Source organism: Candidatus Krumholzibacteriia bacterium, from assembly GCA_029865265.1.
Lineage (GTDB): Bacteria > Krumholzibacteriota > Krumholzibacteriia > WVZY01 > JAKEHA01 > JAKEHA01.
This window is the reverse complement of record JAOUHG010000029.1, coordinates 22,271-42,165: the sequence shown is the minus strand read 5'-3', so window position 1 is coordinate 42,165 and position 19,895 is coordinate 22,271. Positions and strand designations below refer to the sequence as shown.

Here is a 19,895-nt window from a genome sequence, read left to right as displayed (position 1 = left end):
GATCACGCGCGCCGCTTGATGGTCAGCTCCACCAAGTCCATGGTGGGTCACCAGCTGGGTGCGGCCGCGGCGGTTGAGATCATCCTGTGCGCCCTCGCCATCCGCGACGACATTGTCCCTCCCACCATCAACCAGGAAACGCCCGACCCCGCGTGCGACCTCGACTACGTTCCCAACGCCGCGCGCCGCCAGCGCATCAACACCGCGCTGTCGAATTCGTTCGGTTTCGGCGGGCACAACGTATCCCTCATCATACGTCGATTCAGCGACGTCTAGCGACGGGTCGGTGGGCGGCGTGTTCCGTAGGCTGATTTCGCTATTCGCCGCCTCCCGACGCCCCGAACTGCCGGTAGAGCATGCGCAGCTCGCGCTGCTCGAGTCCACGCTGGACTATCGCTTTCGTGATCGCGCGCTGCTCACCGCCTCGCTCATGCACCGTTCCTACTACTCGGGCACCGAAAGCAACGGAGCCGGGCGCTCCAACGAACGCATGGAGTTCCTGGGTGATTCGGTCCTGTCCCTGGTGGTCAATGACTACCTGTATCACCGCTATCCCGAGAAGTCGGAAGGCGAACTGACCAAGATGAAGTCGGTGGTGGTCAGCAAGCAGGTGCTCGCCCATCTGGCCAAGAAGATCAACCTGGGTTCGTTCGTGCTGGTGAGCGACAACGCCCAGCGCGCGGGGGTCAGCACCATGGACAGCGTGCTCTCGGACACGCTGGAGGCTGTGTTCGGCGCGGTCTTCATCGACGGCGGCTTCGAGGCGGCGCGGCGTTGCGTGATGAAGGTCCTCCCCGACAACCTCAACGATGTGGTATACAAGGAAGAGTCGATCAACTACAAGAGCCTGCTGCAGGAGTATATCCAGGCGCTGCACAAGGTGCCGCCGCGATACCGGGTGCAATCGACCACCGGACCCGATCACGACAAGGAGTTCGTGGTGGAGGTCGTGGTGAAGGGGAACACCCTCGGCCAGGGAGCCGGGAAGACCAAGAAGATCGCCGAGCAGGAGGCCGCCCGCGAGGCCTACCGGAGGCTCACCAACGCGATGACCGGGAACTAGCGGGCGGGTGCGCGGGCACGCGTCCGGCCGTGGAGCAACCCCAATGGGCCGTCCCGAAATCAAGATCCCCGAGGCGCCGTACGTGTACGGTGGCGACCGCGAACGGCTGTGCCGCGACTGCCAGTTGCCGTGCCGTTTCGACGAGACCAGCCCCGATTGCTTCCGTCGTTTCTTCCTGCAGGGGATGATGCATTGCACCTACCTGGTATACGGCTACTGTTTCCTCGATCGGCCAGGTTGTGTGTTCGACAACGGCGCCGACCACGACAAGTACTGGCTGGGCCTGCTCAACGAGTACTTCCACAACGTGATGCAGCGCGAGGAGAGCGATCCGGAGTTTGCGCGGCATCGCGACGAGGTGAGCCGGCTCGTGGAGGAGCATATCGCGGGCCGTCAGGTGTCGTTGTGCCGCTACTTCGAGGAGTTCTACAATCGCCTGCTCGAGGACGGGGGCGGGCTCAGCGAGGACGTCATGGCCCGCTTCGACGAGGCCTATCTCTCGCTTCTCTCCGGCACATCCCGCAAGCGCTGAACCTCAGAACCAGTATGCGGCCTGCAGCGAGACCAGCGTTGCGCTGTAGTCGTCGGTCAACACGGTCGTCTCGCGAGTGCCTTCGGTCTGCACCCAGGCGGCGTCCACCACGATGCGCGTGAACAGCAGCGCCCCCGCACCCAGCGCTATGCTCGAACGCCCCGACTGCGAGCCGATGCGGGCGAGCGTGTCGTTGTCGATCCGATCGGTCTGCAGGAACTTGAGCGGCGAGGGCGCGTACTCGTAGCCGGCGCGCAGACGCACGGGCAGGCGCGCGGGGCTCCACTCCACCCCCGCCGAGAAGCCCAGCACGGTCTCCAGCACGGTTTCCGTGGAGCGCGTGTAGATACGCCTTCCGTCCACGGCCGCTTCGCCCCAGTCCGCGTAGTTGACCTGTGCGGCGAGCAGCCATGCGCCCAGCGGAAGCGCGATGGCGCCGTTGAAGCGGTAGGGCAGTATGTACTCGGTGTCGCCCTCGCTGGTCTGGCGCAGGAAGGATCCCACGTCGTTCTCGATCTGCGTCGTCTCCTCGCGTACGCCGGTGGAGTGAAGCTTCACCACCGTGGGTGCGTTGAAGCAAAGACCAATCTGCACGCGCGGGTGAAAGTAGAGTTGCATCCCGACTTGGGCCCCGTAACCACCAACGTCCGAGGAAACGTCCTCCAGCACGAACGTCCGTTCGCCCGGCGGGGTGACCAGCGGCTGCCACTGGTAGCGGCGGTGGGTGTCAATGCTGCCATTGAGCAGGAACGCGGATACACCGGCCGAGAGGGTGGACGAGAGGTCGATTCCGAGGCCGAGCGTGTAGGCGTAGGTGGCGCCACTCTGTTGCATCTGGAATCTCTCCGCGCGCGAGTCGGTGACGTTGTCACGCGCGTAGGCGAGGTCCAGTGCGCTGTCGAATGCACGATGCACGGAGATGGCGGGGACCAGGCTGCCGCGCAGGACGCGCAGCGGATACGCGACGCCGGCGAAGGCGAGGTAGGAATCGCTCACGTCCTCTCCCGTCGGGCCGTTGCCGTAGTCGAGTGTCACGCGGGATTCCGAACGGGCCATGACCGCAGCGCCGTGGATGCGCTTCACGCGCGCAAGGCCCGCACTGTTGAGGACGAGCGCGGTCACGTCGTCGCTGCTGGCGGCGAAGGCGCGCAGGGCCGTGGCGCGCGCCCCGATCTCCGCCGTTCCGGTGAGCCCGAGGTCCTCGAACTCCACCGCGCGGTCCTGTGCCTGGGCACCCGCCGTGACGGCGCCCTTCGGGCCGATGGGTCCGATGCAGCAGGCGAGAACCAGCGCGGCGGCCAGGCGGCGTCTCACCCGCCACCACCGGTGCTGTCGGGCGCGATCCACCATGGGCGGGTGAGGGAATCCCAGGGTGGGGGTGGGGCGGCGAGATGTTCCGGCCTGAGGAAGCCGCTGATCTCCTCCGCCCGGTGGCAGCCGGTACAGGACTTGCCCTGGGGACGGCGGAAGTTGAGGGAAGCGACACGCGGGTGCTGCACGAGCGTATAACAGGCGGCGAGGTGGCCGACTGCTGCGAGTGCCAGGAGCAGCAGAATGACCACGCGCGCGGCGGATAATTGTCGTATCGTTGTCATACGGGAGGCGCCCTGCTAAACTCAGTGCAGGAAAGGTACTAGGATGATGGGCCGAAAGGCAAACGTGCATTTGTGGCAGTTGCTTGCATTCGTCTGTTTTCTCGCGGGCGCGGCCCCGGCGCTCGCGCAGCCGGGTGACGAGTCGGGGGCGATGTCGAGCTTCGCGCGCGGGGTATTCCTGCTCGAGAACGGACATGCCGACCAGGCCATCGAAGCACTCGAGGAGGCATGGCGGGCCAGCGATCACGCACCGGCGGTGGGTGCGCGCCTGGCGGAGGCCTACTACGCCATCCGCGACATGTCGCGTGCCGAGCTCATCGCGGACGACGTCCTGGAGTCGGACCCGATGCGGGAAGACGTCCTCCAGCTCAAGGCGCGGCTGTGCTACGCGCGGCGCGACGTGCGGGCTTCCATCGCCTACCTGGAGCGGGTGCGCGAGGTGCGCCCCTCCTCGTTCGAGACCGACCGGCTCCTCGCGAGCCTCTACGCCGAGGTGGGCGAGCGCGACAAGGCCATCGAGGCGGTGGAGCGCTGCATTCGCAGCGAACCGTCGATCCCGTACCTGCACGTCCTTCTCGGCAGCATGCTGGAAGAGGCCGGGCGTACCGAAGAGGCGGAGCTAGCCTACATCGCGGCACTCGAACTCGACCCGTCCGACGAGACCGCGGTGGAGTCGCTCACCGACCTCCTGGAGAAGGACGATCGCGTTGCCGAAGCCATTCCGCACCTCGAGCGGCTTGCCGCGTCTCCCGGCGCGCCGGAGTCCGCCGCGCTGGCGCTGGCGGAGGCGTACCTGGTGGTGGGCCGCTACACGGACGGGATCGACCTGCTGGAGGCGCGGCGCGGAGACGGCCACCTCGCGCCGGAGGGTGAGATACTGCTGGGACGCCTCTACTACGAAGCGGGCCGCAACGAGGACGCCATCCGCGTCTTCGAACCGATGTACGAGCACACCGGCAACAATCCCGAACTGGCGCGAATCCTGGGAGAGCTGTACCTGAAGACCGACGACCCCGCGCGTGCGCGCAGCTACTTCGAGGCCGGAATCGCGGCGCAGCCGAAGGACTACCGCGGCTACCTGGCGCTGTTCTTCGCGCAGTCGGAGGCCTTCACCCAGGGCGGGCCCCGGGTCGAGATGACCACGGCGGAGGCGGGCGCGCTGCTGACCACGGCGTCGGGTCTGGTGCCGGCGTCCGATTTCGACGCCAACTATGCGCTCGGCATGGCGTTCTCCAGCGTGGACTCGCTGCGTTCGGCGCGGGTGCACCTGTCGCGCGCCAACACCATCAGGTCCGGGGACCGCGGCACACTGTTCAACCTGGCGGCGGTCGAAGAGAAGAGCGGCGACCTGGAGTCGGCGCTGCAACATCTTGTCGAGCTGCACGCCATCGTCCCCGACGACGCGGCGGTGAGCAATTTCTACGGCTACGTGCTGGCCGAAATGAATCGCGAACTGGATCTCGCCGAGTCATTGATAAGCGCCGCGCTCGCCGCGGAGCCGGAAAACGGGTACTTCATCGACAGCCTGGGCTGGGTTTACTACCAGCGCGGCGAATATCGTGACGCCGTGACCCATCTGGAGCGCGCGCTGCGCATCCTGGGTGACGACGCGGTCATCCTCGAACACCTCGGCGACGCCTATGCGGCGCTGTCGCGGTACAAGGAAGCGCTGGCGGCCTACCGGCAGTCCGACAGCCTGCAGGACAACAATCTCAAACTCCGTGAAAAAATCGAATCGACCGAGCGGCGCCTGCAGTAGCGGGTGGCTGGCGGTGCTGGCGTTGCTCGCGCTTGCGGTGGCGGCGTGTGGACCCAAGACCGTCGTGACCAGCCGGGTGGCGCGCGGGCAGGAGGCGTGCGTGGCGCTCGACTCGGTGCTGGCGCGCACGCTGCCGGTGCGGCCGTGGAACTGTTCGGGCAAGGCCACCTTCGACGTCGACGAATACCGGGTGCGGGGCCGCTACCGGCTCACGGTGGGCGGGCGGGAATCGCTCCTGTTCGAGTTCGAAGGGACGATGCTGATGGGCGGACACCGCGAGGACGTCGCCGTGTCGTTGCAGGACGACACCCTGCGCGTGCTGGACCGTGAGCACGGCGCGTATTACGTGGGTGACGAGGTGGACGCGTTGATCGAGCGCGGCACGGGTGCCACCGGGAACTGGGTGGACGCGGTGCGGGCGGTGGCGGGTTTCACCCCCGAGTGCACGCAGGGCCTGGAGATGCGAAGCGACGGCGAGCACATCAGCGGTCTGATCGACGGAGGGGCCTTCGTGCTGACCACGGACGGGTTCCGGCTGCAGAGCGCCTCGTGGCCCGACCCGACCGCCAGCCGCACCTACAGCGACCGCCTCGAGCTCAGCTACGACTGGGATGCCGGCCGCCTGGCCGGGATCACGGTCTCGCTCCCCAGGCGGGGCTGGCGCATCAAGCTGACCGTGGACTAGGCCGCTGGGCCAGACGGGGTGGGGACGGGCCGCCGGACCCGTGAATCAGGTGCTGGAATCCGGGAACCCGGGGCGGGCGGGGGTGGTATAAGGGACGTACTTGCGCAAGGAGCAGGGGTGCTGACGGATACGAGTCGCGACCGGGCCAGGTGGAAGGACCTCACCGACGAGGAGCTGATGCTCCGCGTGCAGGGCGGGGAGACGGACTGCTACGACGTCCTGGTCGAGCGGTACAAGAACCGTCTGTTCAACTACCTGCTGCGACTCACGGGCAACCGGGACGAGGCCGAGGAGTTCGCCCAGGAGGCCCTGGTCAAGGGGTACATCCACGCGGAGAAGTACAAGACCATCGCCAAATTCTCCACGTGGCTGTACACCATCGCGACCAATCTGGTGAGGAACCGGGTGCGGTCGCGCTCCCGGGCCCCGCAGATCGTGTCGCTCTGGTCGCGGGTGTTTGGAGACGGGGAAGAAGAGCGGGTGATCGACATCCCGGACGCACAGCGCAGTCCCGAGGAAGCGATCAACGACAACGAGCTGAGCGATGCCATCAACGCGGCGATCCAGCGCATCCCCGAGAAGTACCGGACCAGTTTCGTGCTGCGCGAGATCAACGAGTTGTCATATGAGGAAATCGCTGCGGTGACGGGCCTGAAGCTCGGAACCGTGAGATCAAGAATCAACCGGGCTCGCAATCACTTTCGACAACTGATTGCGCAGGTTCTGGAGAAGGGAATCGATTTCTAGGAGGGATCGAATCCATGAAGTGTCGCCGAGCACAACATCTGCTGTTCGATTTCATCGACGGAATGAGCAATGAATCCCTGCGCGCGGAACTGGACCGCCACCTGGGCGAGTGCCCGGCGTGCGAACAGTTCGCGGCGGAGATGACGCGCAGCCTTTCGATGCTGCGCCGCGCGCCCCGCGAGACGCTCGACGAGAATTTCAACTGGCGCGTCCGCCTGGCCATCCACCGGGAGCGCAACGCCATGCGATCGGCCGCGGCGTCCACCGGCGCCTGGGCGCGCGCGTGGAACGTCCGTTATGCGGTGGGTGCCGGTGTCGCCTTTGCGGTGGTGCTGGTTGCCGGGGCCGTGCTACAGCCCGGCGTGCAGGTGCCGCGTTCGCCGGTGAGCATTTCCAGTCCCGCGCCCCGGCAGGCGGATCGCAGCCTTGCCACCGCGAACCGGACACCGGGGCAGACGCGTTCCTTCTCCGGCCCGGGACCGATGTTCAACACGGAGAGCGGAACGCTGGTATCGCAGGGAGCCCCGCACGGCCTCATCGACCCCGCCGCGCGGCAGGGCGCCATCGACGACCCGGCACGCTCCGAGGCCATGATCGACTCGCTGGTGGAGCGCCAGTTGATGCCGCTCGCGCCGGAAGAACGCGCCCTCTACATCCAGCGCCAGATTCACAGGCTGCAGTCCCGATTGCAGAGCCAGCAAGCGGCTCCGGTGCAACCCTAGAACCGCAACCCACAGCCGCGAAACCCGGAGTCCGGCCCGGCCCCGTCGGGGGGTTGGGCCGGATTTCTTTTTGCCCGGCGCCATTGCCGGCGCTATGCTGACCCTGTGACACGATTCATCGCCAGAACGGCATGGGGTTGCCTGCTCCTGCTCGCCGCGCTGTCCGGCTGCCGCGAGGTGGCATTCCCGCCCGCGGGATCCTACGCGGAGGTCGACCTGGTGGCCGACGGCGGGCGCGGTGGGGAATGGGCCACCACGCTGGTGCCGCTGATCGAGGTGGAACGCGACTACTTCGTCTCCACCGAACCCGCGTTCCGCGTGGTGTCGGTGGCGGGCGAGCCCTCGGTGGATCCCCCGACGGTGAAGAACGTGGTTCTTTGCGGGGTGCTGGACGGATCCAGCGCGGTGGGCGCGAGAATCACCGATCTGCTGGGCGAGGCGGGTGTCGATCGTGTGCTCGCCGGCCAGGCGGCCATCCTCAAGAAGGAGGACGTTCCGCTGCCCGGACAACTCACCCTCATCATCACCGCGGCCACGGAGGACGCGTTGCGTGAGGTGCTGAAGGCGCGGGGCGAGGAGATCTCCGAGATCATCGACGCGAGTTGCCGCGAACGCCTGCGCCGCTACATGTTGCAGCGAAGGCGCGCGGCGCAGAGCGAGGAGTTCCGCCGGCACTGGGGTTTCTTCATCGAAGTACCGACACTGTACACGCTCTTCCGGGAGGGGGAGAATCCGCCCGGCGTGGAGCTGCACCGCGAATCCCCGCCCCGGGTGCTGGGGGTGTTCTGGAAGGAATGGGACCACGCCCCCTCGCTGTACAACACCGACGAGCTCTTCGATTTTCGTGCGGACTACGTGCGGCGCGTGTACGATGGCGACCAGATGGAGCGGAACCGCGTGCGCTACGCTTACACCCGGCTCGGCGAGTACACCGCCCTGCGCATGAACGGGTACTGGTACAACGACGAGTTTTCGATGGCGGGTGGGTACTTCGAGACCTACTTCGTGTGGGACAAGGACGCAAAACTGTTGTGGGCGGTGGACTGCCTGGTCTACGCTCCAGGCCGTGAGAAGACCTCGCTGGTGCGCGAACTGCACGCGCTGGCGGAGACGTTCCGCTACCAGTAGCGGCCCCCGGCCTTGGCACGGTTGGTGCATTGCCGACGCGGATTCCAACGCCTCTAACGGGTTGCGTAGAGCTGTAAGATATTGCAGTTAAATTAGTTGAGCGAATTCGCGCACCCTGCCCCCGAACGCGGACCGGACGGAATACCATCGCCGGCAGACCCCGCGGGGGCGCAAAAGCATCCGGACCGGAGCCGGAGCCGTCGCATGACACAGCCGTTTCAGACGCAGAACCCCGAGATCGACGAACTGTTCGATCGCTTCCGGCGCGCGCCCCACAGCACCGTCTTCGCCCCGCTGGCCGACGCCTGCCGCAAGGCGGGCATGCTGGATGAGGCGCTCGACATCTGCCGCAAGGGCCTCGTCGCGAACCCGGAGTACGCGAGCGGCTACGTGGTGCAGGGCAAGAGCCAGTACGACGCCGAAATGCCGGAGCAGGCGGAGGCGTCCTTCCGCCGTGTTCTGGAACTCGACGCCAACAACCTCGTGGCGCTGAAGTTCATCGGAATCATCCTCTCCGAGCGCGGCGATACGGGTGCGGCACGCGCGTGCTTCGAGCACATCCTGGTGCTCGACCCGGAGGACCGGGACATCAAGCGCCGTCTCGACGAGGTGCGTCCCTCGACCACCCGCGTGACGGACGTCACCATCACCGGCGAGCTGCCGGATGTCGCCCCCACCTTCCGGGAAGTGCCGGCTGCTGCACCGTCCACCCCGTCCCCGGACGTTGGCGAAGAAGCGGACGACTTCGAGGGCGCCCCGATCACGCTGAGCGAGGACGCCTCGACGACCGACGAGATTGCCACCATCACGCTGGCGGACATCTACGCCACCCAGGGTTACCGGGACAAGGCCATGCGCATCTACCGCGAGGTTCTGCGCCGCCAGCCCGACAACGACGACTTGAGGCGGAAGATTTCGGCACTCCAGTCGAGCGCGGAACATCCGGAGCCGGTTGCGCCGGATGTCCCCAGGCCATCCGCCCCCGCGGCGACGGCGTCCGCCGAGCCGCCCCGGGCCCCTGCGAGCCCTTCACCCGCCCCGGTGCCGCGCCCTGCGGCGGGCGGCCGGATAGACGAGTCTCGCAGCTACGAGCAGTTCAAGCGCTGGCTGCGCAGCGTCTCCGACTGAGCCCCCAGAGCGCAAGTCGTTATCCTTCAAGCCATTCGCTGTACGGCCCTGCCCAGGGGCGGGGCCAAGATATTGCTGGAACCGCCGGCCGCGCGGCGGTTAGAATCGCGGCGGAAAATACCCCCGCCCGGGGACATAATAATCATCATATCAAGGAGATAGAGGGATGGCCGACACCAGTGACATTCGCAACGGATTGATCATGTCCCAGGATGGCGCGTACTGGACCGTGGTTGAGTTTCAGCATGTGAAGCCCGGCAAGGGCGGGGCCTTCGTGAGAACCAAGTTGAAGAACCTCCTGACCGGCCAGGTCAAGGACCAGACCTTCCGCTCGGGCGAGAGGATCCAGGAGGTGCGGGTGGTGCGGCAGACCTACCAGTATCTCTATGCGTCGGGCGGCACGTATCACATGATGGACAAGGAGTCGTACGAGCAGATCGAGCTTCCGGAGAAGATGCTCGACGACGTGAAGTTGTACCTGAAGGAAAACATGGATATCGATATCCTGATGGACGGTGACAAGCCGCTGACCATCGAGCTGCCGAACTTCGTCGAGATGGAGATCCGGCAGTCGGAACCCGGCGTCCGCGGCGATACCGCCCAGGGTGCGTCCAAGCCGGCGACGCTCGAGTCCGGCCTGGTGGTGCAGGTGCCACTGTTCGTCAACGAGGGTGACGTGATACGCATCGACACCCGCACCGGCAAGTACGTCACCCGCGTCTAGCGACGCTGATCGCGAGGAGGTGCAGATGCGCAAGCAGGAAATCGAGGAGCTCATTCGGCTGGTGGAGGAGAGCGGCATCAACGAGCTCGAGGTGTCGCACGGCCGCAAGCGGATCCGGATTTCGAAGGGCGGTTCCGCGCTCTTCCACGGGGTTGCCGCCGGGCAGCCGCCCGCGCCCGCACCGCACCCGTCGCCCCAGGTGGCCGGGTCGGAGGACGACGCGGGGGAGGCCGGGGGCGAGGAGAAGCTGGCATCAAACTTGAAACAGATCAAGTCACCGATGGTCGGCACGTTTTACCGAGCACCGGCGCCAGGCTCCGAACCCTTCGCCGAAATTGGCCAGACCGTGGCGGTCGGCCAGACCGTCTGTATCGTCGAAGCGATGAAGCTGATGAACGAGATCGGCTCAGATTTCAACGGAGTCATTCGCCGCGTCCTCACCGAAAACGGGCAGCCCGTCGAGTACGGTCAGCCATTGTTTCTAATTGAAACAAAATAAGTTACGTGTTCGGTGGAGGGCGTTCGGATGAACATCAAGCAGCTCCTTGAAAAGATGATCGAGATGGGGGCCTCGGACCTCCACATCAAGCCCGGCATTCCCCCCGTGGTCCGGGTGAACGGCAAACTGCAGCGAATGACCTTCCCGGCGCCCACGCCCCGCGAGATGGAGGAGGTGGCCCGCAAGATCCTCACCCCGCTGCAGCGAGAGAAGTTCGAGAGCACGCGGGAAGTCGATTTTGCATTTGGCGTTACCGGTCTTGCACGGTTCCGCGCCAACTTCTACGTGCAGAGAAGCTCGATCGTCATGGTGTTCCGGCATGTTCCGGTGAACATCAAAAAAGTCGAAGAGCTGGGGTTGCCCCAGATCATCTCCGAACTCGCGGTCAAGCCGCGCGGACTCATCCTTGTCACCGGCACGGTGGGCAGCGGCAAGTCGACCACCCTGGCCGCGATGCTCTCCACCATCAACCAGAACCTGAACGCGTCCATCATCACCATCGAGGACCCGATCGAGTTCCTGCACCGCGACGACAAGAGCATCGTCAACCAGCGCGAGGTGGGCAGCGACACCGCGTCCTTCCACGAGGCGCTGCGCCACATCCTGCGCCAGGATCCCAACTGCATCATGATCGGCGAGATTCGTGACGCCGAGACCATGGAAATCGCCCTCAAGGCCGCGGACACCGGGCACCTCGTGCTCAGCACGCTGCACACGGTGGACGCGCCCCAGACCATCAACCGCATCATCTCCTTCTTCCCGCCCCACCATCACCAGGAGATCCGGTATCTGCTGGCCTCGACGCTGCAGGCGGTCATTTCGCAGCGCCTGGTGCGCCGCGCCGACGGCGGCGGGCGCGTGGCCGCGGTGGAGGTGCTGGTCACCACCGGGACGGTGCGCGAGTGCATCATCAACCCCGAGAAGACCGCCCTTCTGACCCAGGCCATGCGCGAGGGTGTCACCACGCACCAGATGCAGACCTTCGACCAGGCGCTCATGAAGCTCTACCAGGACGGGATCATCACCCTGGACGACGCGCTGCGCGCAAGCTCCAAGCCGCACGAACTCACACTGCGCCTCAAGGGCATCCAGGCCACCAGCGACCAGTCGTGGAAGGGCTTCGAGCAGAAGCAGGAAGAGCCCGCCGGCACCGGCAAGACCTGACCGGGCGGCGGCCAAGATCCGCATTAACAAGACGTCCCGCGCTGTGGTACGTTTGAGCCCATGTTTACGAAGATTCTCGTCGCAAACCGGGGCGAGATTGCGCTGCGTATCATGCGCGCGTGTCACGAGTTGGGCATCCAGACGGTCGCCGTGCACAGCGAGACGGACATCGACTCGCTGCACGTCCGCTTTGCGGACGAGGCGGTCTGTATCGGGCCCAATCCCCCCGGGCAGAGCTACCTCAATCTGAATCGCATCATCTCCGCCGCCGAGATCACCAGCGCGGAGGCCATCCACCCCGGCTACGGGTTTCTCTCCGAGAACTCCGAGTTCGCCGAGGCGGTGGTCTCGTGCGGCATCGGCTGGATCGGCCCGTCGCCGTCGGCCATCGAACGCATGGGCAACAAGTCCCTGGCCAAGGAGATGATGAAGCAGGCGGGCGTGCCCGTCATTCCTGGTTCCGACGGCGCTGTGTCCGAGGAGGACGAGGCGCTGGCCATCGCCGCCGAGATCGGCTATCCGGTTATCGTGAAGGCGGCCGCGGGTGGGGGCGGGCGCGGCATGCGGGTGGCACGCGATGCCGATGATCTCGCCAACGCGCTGCTCATCGCCCGGGCGGAGGCGGAAAGTGCGTTCGGCAACCCGGCCGTCTACGTGGAGAAGTACCTTCCGGCGCCGCGCCACGTGGAGGTGCAGCTGCTGGCGGATACCCATGGCAACGTGGTGCACCTGGGGGAGCGCGAGTGTTCCATCCAGCGCCGCCATCAGAAGCTCATCGAGGAATCGCCCTGCATGGGACTGGCGCCACAGACGCGTGAGCGGCTGCTGTCAACGGCGGTGCAGGGCGCGGGCGCCATGGGCTATACCTCGGCCGGGACCATGGAGTTCCTGGTGCAGGGCAATGAGTTCTTCTTCATGGAGATGAACACGCGCATCCAGGTGGAGCACCCGGTCACCGAGATGGTCACCGGCCGCGATCTCATCAAGGAGATGATCGCCGTGGCCGCGGGGGAGGCGCTGTCGTTCTCCCAGAAGGATGTCCGCTTCGTGGGCCACGCCATCGAGTGCCGTATCAACGCCGAGGATCCGGTGAAGGATTTCATGCCCTGCCCGGGCCGCGTCGGTTTCGTGCACCTGCCCGGGGGCATGGGCGTGCGGGTGGATTCGCACGTCTACCAGGGCTACAACATATCGCCGTTCTACGACTCGATGATCGCCAAGGTCATCTGCCACGGCCTCAGCCGCGACGAAGCGGTGCGGCGAATGCTGCGCGCGCTGGAGGAGTGCGTGGTCGACGGCGTCAAGAGTACCATCGATTTCCAGAAGGCCATCCTGCGTGAGCCACGCTTCCAGCAGGGTGAGCTCAGCACGCGGTTCCTGGAGGGCTACCAGTGGGACGGACAGACGCTGACGCTGCAGGTGCCGGCGGAGGTCCGGTAGCCGCGTGCGAAAGTCCGACGTTTCCCGGGTGAATCTGGCCGTGACCGATCGCGCACGCGCATTCCTGACCATCGCATTGCTGGCCGTGGCGGTGTTCCTCGCGGTTGGCCTGGGCAGCGCCACGCCCTTCGACTGGCCGTTCGATTCCTCCGCGCCTGTTCTGCGGGTCGACAACCACACCGGACCCTTCGGCTCGGCGCTCGCGTTCCTGGTTGTGCGCCTGTTCGGCAGCCTGCTGGCGTGGTCCGTGCCCATACTGCTCGCCGGCCTCGCCATCGCACTGGCGCGCGACGCGGAAGCGCCGGTGCGCCGGGTGGCGCTGAAGGGCTTCGTGGCCGTCGTGCTGTTGAACGCGTTCTTCGCGGTCTCGCCGGTCACGCGCGACGCAATCTCCCTGCGCGGCTGGCTGGGGGACGGGGTGGCGGCGGGTTTGAGCGCGGTATTCGGCGAAGTGGGCGCGGCCATCGTGCTGGTCGCGACGGTGTTGCTACTGGCACTGGGAGAGGCGCACATCCTGAACTGGGTGGGCGCGGCTGCGCGCGGGTTGGCGCTGCGCTCGCGCGAGGCGTTTGAAGGCGCGCGCGCGGCCTTCGCGCGCCGGCGGGAAGTCATGCGCGACTACGTGAAGAGCGCGGTGGAGCGCTCTGCAGGCGATGAGGACGACGCGCCCGCGTTGCCGCAAGAGGCCGCCGCCGACCCCGCGCCGGTGCGCGGCGCCTCCACCGCCAGCCTGTGGGACGAGCCGGCGGAGGCGGTGAAGAAGCGGCGTCGTGAGCCCGACATTGCCATTGCGGAGCCCCCGCGGCCGGAGCCAAAGCCACGCGCCCGGCGGCGTGCCCCGGATGCGGACGGCGATGCGCCCACCACCCCCATCAGCGACGCGTCGCTGCCGCCGCTCTCGATCCTCGAACAACCCGTCGACACCGGCGCCACGTTCACCCGCGACGACCTGCGCAACTGGAGCGGTGTGCTGGAGGAGAAGCTCAACCAGTTCGGCGTGCAGGGCAAGGTGACCGCCGTGCACCACGGCCCTGTGGTGACGACGTTCGAGTTCGAGCCCGCGCCGGGCGTGCGCATCAAGGACATCGTGAGTCGCAGCGACGACCTCGCGCTTGCCATGCGCGCGCGCAGCATCCGGCTCATCGCACCCATCCCGGGGCGCGCGGTGGTCGGCATCGAGATGCCCAACCCGAAGGCGCGCACGGTATACCTGTACGAGGTGCTGAGCGAGGTCACCGAGACGCAGCGCCTCAAGGGTGTCATGATCGGCGTGGGGGTGGACGTGGTGGGCAAGCCGTTCCTGATGAATCTGTGCGAGGCGCCGCATCTTCTCATTGCCGGCACCACCGGATCCGGCAAGAGCGTGTGCCTCAACGCGCTGCTCGCCAGCATTCTGCTCCACTACCGTCCCAGCGACGTGCAACTGTTGCTGGTGGACCCCAAGATGGTGGAGATGTCGCAATACAACGGGATCCCGCACCTGCTCCACCCCGTGATCACCGACCCCAAGGAAGCGGCGCGCGTGCTCGAGTTCCTGGTTGCGGAGATGGGACGCCGCAACGAGTTGTTCCGTCGCCACGGCGTGCGCAACCTGGAGAGCTACAACGCCAAGATCGCCATGCTCAAGAGCGACGATCCCGCGCTGGAGCGGCTGCCGTACATCGTGCTGGTGGTGGACGAACTGGGCGACCTGGCGCTGGCCAAGGGGGTGGACATCGAGTCGCTGCTCACGCGCCTCGCGCAGATGGCGCGCGCCGCGGGTATCCACATGGTGCTCGCCACGCAGCGCCCTTCGGTGGATGTGATCGTGGGCAAGACCAAGGCGAACTTTCCCACCCGCATCGCGTTCCGCGTCGCCACCAAGGTGGACTCCCGCACCATCCTGGACACCATCGGTGCGGACAAGCTGCTGGGCAAGGGCGATATGCTCTACCTGGACGCGCACCACCCGCAGCCGGCACGCCTGCATGGCGCGTGGGTGTCGGAGCCTGAAATCGAACACCTCATCCAGCACTGGAAGGCATACCGCTTCGATCCATCGTCGCTGGATCTCTCCGACGGCCGCGCGGGTTCCGCGGAGGCGGGCGGCGATCTGGATCCGCTCTTCGACGACGCGCGCAACATCGTGGTCGCGTTCAAGCAAGGTTCGACGTCGCTGTTGCAGCGCAAGCTGCACGTCGGCTACTCGCGCGCGGCGCGACTGCTCGACCAGCTGGAGACGCAGGGAATCGTCGGACCGCCCGACGGCTCGAAGCCGCGCGAGGTGTACCAGGACGCGGCGCACCCGCATGACTAACCCCACCGGCGCGGTGATATCGTGAAGGCCTACATCGTCACCCTCGGTTGCCCCAAGAACCTCGTGGACAGCGAGGCCACGCACCACGTGTTGCGCGGCAGCGGCTGCGAGATCACCGCTGATCCCCGCGCGGCCGACGTGCTGATGGTGGGCGCGTGCTCGTTTCTGGACGCGTCGTGGCAGGAGACGGTGGAGGAGACGCGGCGTCTCGCGCGCTACAAGCGGGGGGCACGCCGGCCGCGGCTCATCCTGATGGGCTGCCTGCCGCGCCACCGCCAGGAGGACCTCGAGTCGACGCTGCCCTGGGTGGATCACTTCCTGCCCACCGGTGCGCACGGGCGCCTGCCCGAGTTGTTTGCGTCCTGGCAGACGGACGCTCCGCTCGCGCGCACCATCGCCCTGGGCGACGCGGACCGTTTTGCCGGCATGGAGGGACGCGAGCTTCTCACCCCGGCCCATACCGCTTACGTGAAGGTTGCCGAGGGCTGCAATCGCTCGTGCACCTTCTGCGCCATCCCCATCATCCGCGGGCGCCAGGTGTCGCGCAGCGCCGACGCCATCGTGCGCGAGGTAGACGGGCTGGTGGCGCGCGGCGTGCGAGAGGTGACGCTGCTGGCGCAGGACATCGTTTCGTACCGCGACGGCGCCACGCGTTTTGCGGACGTCGTGGACCGGCTCACCGGCACCGGCGTGGAGTGGATTCGCATCTTCTACCTGCACCCGGCGGGTGTCACCGTGGATCATATCGCACGCCTCTTCGAACACCCATCGGTGTGCCGCTACCTGGAGATGCCGGTACAGCACGCCTCGTCGCGCGTGCTGGAACTCATGAAGCGTTCCTACGACCGGCCGCACGTGGAGAAGCTGATCGGTGACATCCGCGCCGCCTTCCCGGACGCCGTCATTCGCAGCGAGGTAATCGCCGGTTTCCCCGGTGAAACCGAGACGGAGTTCGAGGAACTCAAGAACTTCCTCTCGGATTTCGAGTTTGATTCTCTGGGGGTGTTTCCTTATTCTCCGGAGCCGGGCACGGAGGCGGCACCCCTGGCCGCCGCGGACACCGCCGCCGTTGCGTCGGAGAGGGCCGCCGAACTGTCGGCGGTGCAGGAGGCGGCGTCCTTCGGGGCGCGTGCCCGATTCCGGGACAAGACCCTGCGCGTGCTGGTCGATCGGACGGTGGAGCCGGACGAGACCGAGTACGACGCCTGCACCCGGGCCGGGCGCTTCTACGGGCAGGCACTGGACATCGACGGCGAGGTCTACCTGGACGGTGACACTCCGCCGGGGGAATTCGTCGAGGTTCGCATTCAGGATACCGATGTGTTCGACCTGCGCGGTGAGGCCCTCCCCGCATCGATCAGTTAAGGAGTACCACGTGCGAGTTGCATCCAGGAACGGACTGTTGGGGGATATTGCCGGAGTTGCGGCCGTGTGCGCGCTGATTGCGGCGGTGGTTTGCGCGCGTGGAGTACGGGCGGCCGAGTCGGTGGCGAGCAACCTCGACCTGATGACGCAGCTCACCGCGGAGGTTGCCAGCGAACTGTACGGGAAATTCAGTTCCTCGGTGGGAGACCGCACACTGGAAGTGCGGCCGTTCGCAAACAGCGAGGACTACGTCTTCGTCGGCAACGTCTTTACCGACGAACTGCGTCGTGCCGGCGTGCGCACGGTGCTTGCGGCTCGTCCCGCGGCGCCCGGGAAAACCGGCAACGCAGCCCTGGACTCGCTCTCCACGCCGGACGGTACGATGCCGCCGCCCGCCCCCGGCTCGTTGGTGCTCCGCTTTCAGAACACGGCGTTCGAGATTGCGTACCCGGATGCGTATCGTTCCCACATGGTCGGCGGCCGGAAGATCCGCCGCACGGCGTCGGTGCGCGTGTTCGCAACCCTCAGCGACGGGGACAGCGGTGAGGTGCTGTGGACGGGTGAAGCGCAACGTTCGCACAGTGACGAATTCGACAAGGACGACGCCGCGCGCATCGAGAGTGGAACCTACGCGTTCGTCCGGCCCGCGCTGCCGCCCGGCGGGTGGGGAAAGTACGTCGAGCCGGTGTTTGTCACCGCCATCGTGGCGGGACTCATCTATCTGTTCTTCGCCAATCAGAGTGACAACTAGGCGGTCTGGCACACTCACGCTCCCGGAGGCGGGTTTGGCGCGCCGGCTGACGCTCGCCGTTGCCGCCCTGCTCGCGGTATCCGCGTGCGGCGGGGGCGGAACGGTGGGCAAGCTGAAGCAGGCGCGCGAGCGCGGCGACTACAAGGAGATGGTGGGGCTGAGCCGGCACGCGATCCGCACCGGCGACGACCGCCCTGTCATTCATTTCTACCACGGCGTGGGCCTGGTGGGCATCGGGCGCGACCGTGAGGGGTTCGCCGAGTTCGACCGTGCCGTCGACGGGGATGATGGGTTCGCGGATCAGGCGGCGCTGTTCCTGATGGAACAGGCCGAGGCAAAGCCGGGCACCTCCGACGCGGCGCGGCGCATGCGCAAGGCGAGCCAGTTCGATCCGGACGTCGACCTCGGGCGCCACCGCTTCGCGGTGGCCGACGTGTGCCTGGCGGACCGGGACTACGCCGGCGCCGCGCACCTCTACGAGGCGGCAATCGCGGCCTACCCGGACAGCTCGGCGTGCGAAGCCGCATACGCGCGCCTGGCCGAGTGCTGGGTGGAACTGAACGAACCGGAGAAGGCGCGCGCAACCATGGAGACGCTGGTGAAGAAGTTCCCGCGCGGAAGCGAGGCCGGCCGTGCGGGAGCGCGCCTCGACGACCTGTCGTTCGATCAGGCGCAGGCCGCGTACGATGCGGGCGAATACGCACAGTCCATCGAGCTGGCGACCGCGCTGGTGGAGTCGACCGCAAACCGGTCGCTCCAGCAGAAGGCGCGCTATCTTCTGGGCGAGGCCTGCGAGGCATCGGGTGACGCGGCGGGGGCTTACGCGGCGTACAACGAGATCATACGCAGTGATCGCGGCGATCCCGGCCGCGTGGTGGAGCGGGCCCGTGCGCGCATCGAGGCGCTGCAGGAGGCGGGGTTGCGATGACGCGACGCCGCATCCGTCTGCGCACTGCGGTGCTCTTCGCGGTTGCGCTGGCTGTCGTCTCCGGTTGCGTGGGCGGCATGCCCAAGGTTCCCGCCACCCCCGACGCGGTGCTGGAGCGCGCGCAGGACTACCAGACGCGGGGCAAGTACATCCAGGCCGCCGCGCTCTACCAGCAGTTCCTCGAGCGCTACGCGGGCCACGAGCGCGCGGACTTCGCGCAGTACATGCTGGCGGAGACGCACTTCGAAGACCGCGACTATTCGCTGGCGGCGGTCGAGTTCCAGGTGGTGATCAGCAACTACGGCTACAGCGAGTACGTTGACGACGCGCTCTTCAAGATCGGCGTGTGCTACTGGAATCAGGCGCCGCGCTCGCAGCGTGACCAGCAGAAGAGCTTCGACGCCCTGAGCCGCTTCAACCAGTACCGGCAGACGTTTCCCGAGGGGGAGTACGCGGACGAGGTGGAGAAGTATGTGCGCGAGATCAACGAGCGGCTGGCCCAGAAGGAGTACGCCGCCGCGCGCTGGTACTATCGCCAGAAGCACGGTGCCGCGGCGATGATCTACTGCGACAAGATCATCGAGAACTACCCCGACAACCGCTACTGGGCCCAGGCCCTGCTGCTCAAGGGAGACATCCTCCTGCGCCGCGGCGAGAACGAGGAGGCCATCCGCCAGTACACGCGCCTGCTGGAGTATCCCGGCGACGCGGGCATCCGCCAACAGGCGGAGACGAAGATCCGCGAGGCGCGCCGGTGAACCGCGCGGCCGGTGAGGACTGGCGCGGCGCGCGCATCGGCGTCCTGGGCGGCACCTTCGACCCTCCGCACCGCGGGCACGTGCGCATGGCGGCAGCGGCGCGCGAGGTGCTGGGCCTGGATCGAGTGTTCTTTTCGCCCGCACCGCATCCGCCCCACAAGCGGGACGAACCGCTGAGCGCGTGGACGCACCGGCGCGCCATGACCCTCGCCGCCATCCAGGGCGAGGACGGCCTCGCGCTGACCGGGATCGAGCTGGACAGCGCGCCTTCGTACACCGTGGATCTTCTCAGGGCGGCGTCCGCGCGGACCGGCGCGGACCTCTACTTCATCATGGGCGCCGACAGCCTCGCGGATCTGGCCGCGTGGCACCAGCCGCGGGAGATCCTGGGGCTGTGCACGCTGGTGGTGTTTCCGCGCGACGGTCGACCGGTGCGCGTGCCCGTCGACGGGCCCGCGGCACTGGTGGTCTTCGAATCGCCGCGCGTCGATGTCTCGTCGAGCGCGGTGCGCGCGGCCCTGGCTGAAGGCACCGCGCCCGGGGACGCGCTGCCCGCGGCCGTGTCCGCGTACATCGAACACAACCGGCTCTATCGCCGCTGCTGACGGCAA

21 protein-coding genes are annotated in these 19,895 nt (G+C 66.8%); 19 read left to right on the top strand and 2 right to left on the bottom strand.

Features of this window, described 5'->3' with window-relative positions; translation table 11 throughout:
* From OEX18_12035 to OEX18_12025, 3 genes are all read left to right on the top strand, one after another.
* Positions 1 to 276, top strand: a 276-nt coding sequence (locus tag OEX18_12035; protein MDH4337992.1) for a beta-ketoacyl-[acyl-carrier-protein] synthase II, incomplete at its 5' end; no start/stop codon positions are given.
* Between the two features lie 19 nt (positions 277 to 295).
* Positions 296 to 1,063, top strand: coding sequence for a ribonuclease III (rnc, locus tag OEX18_12030; protein ID MDH4337991.1), 768 nt, complete (start codon positions 296 to 298; stop codon positions 1,061 to 1,063).
* A 43-nt stretch (positions 1,064 to 1,106) separates the two neighbouring features.
* Complete coding sequence (locus OEX18_12025; protein ID MDH4337990.1) at positions 1,107 to 1,595, top strand: hypothetical protein; 489 nt, start codon at positions 1,107 to 1,109, stop codon at positions 1,593 to 1,595.
* 3 nt (positions 1,596 to 1,598) lie between these two features.
* Here OEX18_12025 and OEX18_12020 read toward each other — a convergent pair whose 3' ends face one another.
* A complete protein-coding gene (locus tag OEX18_12020; GenBank protein ID MDH4337989.1) occupies positions 1,599 to 2,909 on the bottom strand; it encodes a hypothetical protein in 1,311 nt (436 codons plus the stop codon).
* The gene (locus OEX18_12015) at positions 2,906 to 3,190 is read right to left on the bottom strand and encodes a hypothetical protein (GenBank protein MDH4337988.1); all 285 of its coding nucleotides are present in this window, start codon (positions 3,188 to 3,190) and stop codon (positions 2,906 to 2,908) included. The genes OEX18_12020 and OEX18_12015 overlap by 4 nt, the downstream gene beginning before the upstream one ends.
* A 43-nt stretch (positions 3,191 to 3,233) precedes the next feature.
* On the opposite strand from OEX18_12015, the gene OEX18_12010 reads away from it, so the two are divergent.
* From OEX18_12010 to nadD, 16 genes are all read left to right on the top strand, one after another.
* Complete coding sequence (locus tag OEX18_12010; GenBank protein MDH4337987.1) at positions 3,234 to 4,949, top strand: tetratricopeptide repeat protein; 1,716 nt, start codon at positions 3,234 to 3,236, stop codon at positions 4,947 to 4,949.
* Positions 4,950 to 4,962: 13 nt separating this feature from the next.
* The gene (locus OEX18_12005) at positions 4,963 to 5,634 is read left to right on the top strand and encodes a hypothetical protein (protein ID MDH4337986.1); all 672 of its coding nucleotides are present in this window, start codon (positions 4,963 to 4,965) and stop codon (positions 5,632 to 5,634) included.
* 117 nt (positions 5,635 to 5,751) lie between these two features.
* Positions 5,752 to 6,381, top strand: coding sequence for a sigma-70 family RNA polymerase sigma factor (locus OEX18_12000; GenBank protein ID MDH4337985.1), 630 nt, complete (start codon positions 5,752 to 5,754; stop codon positions 6,379 to 6,381).
* Between the two features lie 14 nt (positions 6,382 to 6,395).
* Positions 6,396 to 7,103 carry an anti-sigma factor gene (locus tag OEX18_11995; GenBank protein ID MDH4337984.1) on the top strand — a complete coding sequence of 236 codons (708 nt, stop codon included), beginning with the start codon at positions 6,396 to 6,398 and terminating at the stop codon, positions 7,101 to 7,103.
* A gap of 105 nt (positions 7,104 to 7,208) precedes the next feature.
* On the top strand, positions 7,209 to 8,231 hold the full coding sequence (locus OEX18_11990; protein MDH4337983.1) for a DUF4837 family protein: 1,023 nt from the start codon (positions 7,209 to 7,211) through the stop codon (positions 8,229 to 8,231).
* A gap of 204 nt (positions 8,232 to 8,435) precedes the next feature.
* A complete protein-coding gene (locus OEX18_11985) occupies positions 8,436 to 9,359 on the top strand; it encodes a hypothetical protein (GenBank protein MDH4337982.1) in 924 nt (307 codons plus the stop codon).
* A 166-nt stretch (positions 9,360 to 9,525) separates the two neighbouring features.
* Entirely contained in the window at positions 9,526 to 10,083 is a 558-nt protein-coding gene (efp, locus tag OEX18_11980) for an elongation factor P (GenBank protein ID MDH4337981.1), read from the top strand.
* 25 nt (positions 10,084 to 10,108) lie between these two features.
* Positions 10,109 to 10,582 carry an acetyl-CoA carboxylase biotin carboxyl carrier protein gene (gene accB, locus OEX18_11975; GenBank protein MDH4337980.1) on the top strand — a complete coding sequence of 158 codons (474 nt, stop codon included), beginning with the start codon at positions 10,109 to 10,111 and terminating at the stop codon, positions 10,580 to 10,582.
* Between the two features lie 27 nt (positions 10,583 to 10,609).
* A complete protein-coding gene (locus OEX18_11970) occupies positions 10,610 to 11,746 on the top strand; it encodes a PilT/PilU family type 4a pilus ATPase (protein ID MDH4337979.1) in 1,137 nt (378 codons plus the stop codon).
* A gap of 60 nt (positions 11,747 to 11,806) precedes the next feature.
* The gene (gene accC, locus OEX18_11965; protein MDH4337978.1) at positions 11,807 to 13,186 is read left to right on the top strand and encodes an acetyl-CoA carboxylase biotin carboxylase subunit; all 1,380 of its coding nucleotides are present in this window, start codon (positions 11,807 to 11,809) and stop codon (positions 13,184 to 13,186) included.
* A 4-nt stretch (positions 13,187 to 13,190) separates the two neighbouring features.
* Complete coding sequence (locus tag OEX18_11960) at positions 13,191 to 15,482, top strand: DNA translocase FtsK (GenBank protein MDH4337977.1); 2,292 nt, start codon at positions 13,191 to 13,193, stop codon at positions 15,480 to 15,482.
* Positions 15,483 to 15,503: 21 nt separating this feature from the next.
* The gene (gene rimO, locus OEX18_11955; protein ID MDH4337976.1) at positions 15,504 to 16,847 is read left to right on the top strand and encodes a 30S ribosomal protein S12 methylthiotransferase RimO; all 1,344 of its coding nucleotides are present in this window, start codon (positions 15,504 to 15,506) and stop codon (positions 16,845 to 16,847) included.
* 10 nt (positions 16,848 to 16,857) lie between these two features.
* Complete coding sequence (locus tag OEX18_11950) at positions 16,858 to 17,598, top strand: hypothetical protein (protein MDH4337975.1); 741 nt, start codon at positions 16,858 to 16,860, stop codon at positions 17,596 to 17,598.
* Between the two features lie 34 nt (positions 17,599 to 17,632).
* Entirely contained in the window at positions 17,633 to 18,526 is an 894-nt protein-coding gene (locus tag OEX18_11945; GenBank protein ID MDH4337974.1) for a tetratricopeptide repeat protein, read from the top strand.
* The gene (bamD, locus tag OEX18_11940) at positions 18,523 to 19,284 is read left to right on the top strand and encodes an outer membrane protein assembly factor BamD (protein ID MDH4337973.1); all 762 of its coding nucleotides are present in this window, start codon (positions 18,523 to 18,525) and stop codon (positions 19,282 to 19,284) included. The genes OEX18_11945 and bamD overlap by 4 nt, the downstream gene beginning before the upstream one ends.
* Positions 19,281 to 19,889, top strand: a complete 609-nt coding sequence (gene nadD, locus OEX18_11935; GenBank protein MDH4337972.1) for a nicotinate (nicotinamide) nucleotide adenylyltransferase — start codon at positions 19,281 to 19,283, stop codon at positions 19,887 to 19,889. Before bamD ends, nadD begins: the two co-directional genes overlap by 4 nt.
* Positions 19,890 to 19,895: the final 6 nt, after the last annotated feature.

Coding starts and splice junctions, on each gene's coding strand:
- accC (MDH4337978.1), top strand. CDS start 11,807: ATGTTTACGAAGATTCTCGTCGCAAACCGGGGCGAGATTGCGCTGCGT.
- OEX18_12015 (MDH4337988.1), bottom strand. CDS start 3,190: ATGACAACGATACGACAATTATCCGCCGCGCGCGTGGTCATTCTGCTG.
- accB (MDH4337980.1), top strand. CDS start 10,109: ATGCGCAAGCAGGAAATCGAGGAGCTCATTCGGCTGGTGGAGGAGAGC.
- OEX18_11985 (MDH4337982.1), top strand. CDS start 8,436: ATGACACAGCCGTTTCAGACGCAGAACCCCGAGATCGACGAACTGTTC.
- efp (MDH4337981.1), top strand. CDS start 9,526: ATGGCCGACACCAGTGACATTCGCAACGGATTGATCATGTCCCAGGAT.
- OEX18_11970 (MDH4337979.1), top strand. CDS start 10,610: ATGAACATCAAGCAGCTCCTTGAAAAGATGATCGAGATGGGGGCCTCG.
- OEX18_12025 (MDH4337990.1), top strand. CDS start 1,107: ATGGGCCGTCCCGAAATCAAGATCCCCGAGGCGCCGTACGTGTACGGT.
- OEX18_12010 (MDH4337987.1), top strand. CDS start 3,234: ATGATGGGCCGAAAGGCAAACGTGCATTTGTGGCAGTTGCTTGCATTC.
- OEX18_11995 (MDH4337984.1), top strand. CDS start 6,396: ATGAAGTGTCGCCGAGCACAACATCTGCTGTTCGATTTCATCGACGGA.
- bamD (MDH4337973.1), top strand. CDS start 18,523: ATGACGCGACGCCGCATCCGTCTGCGCACTGCGGTGCTCTTCGCGGTT.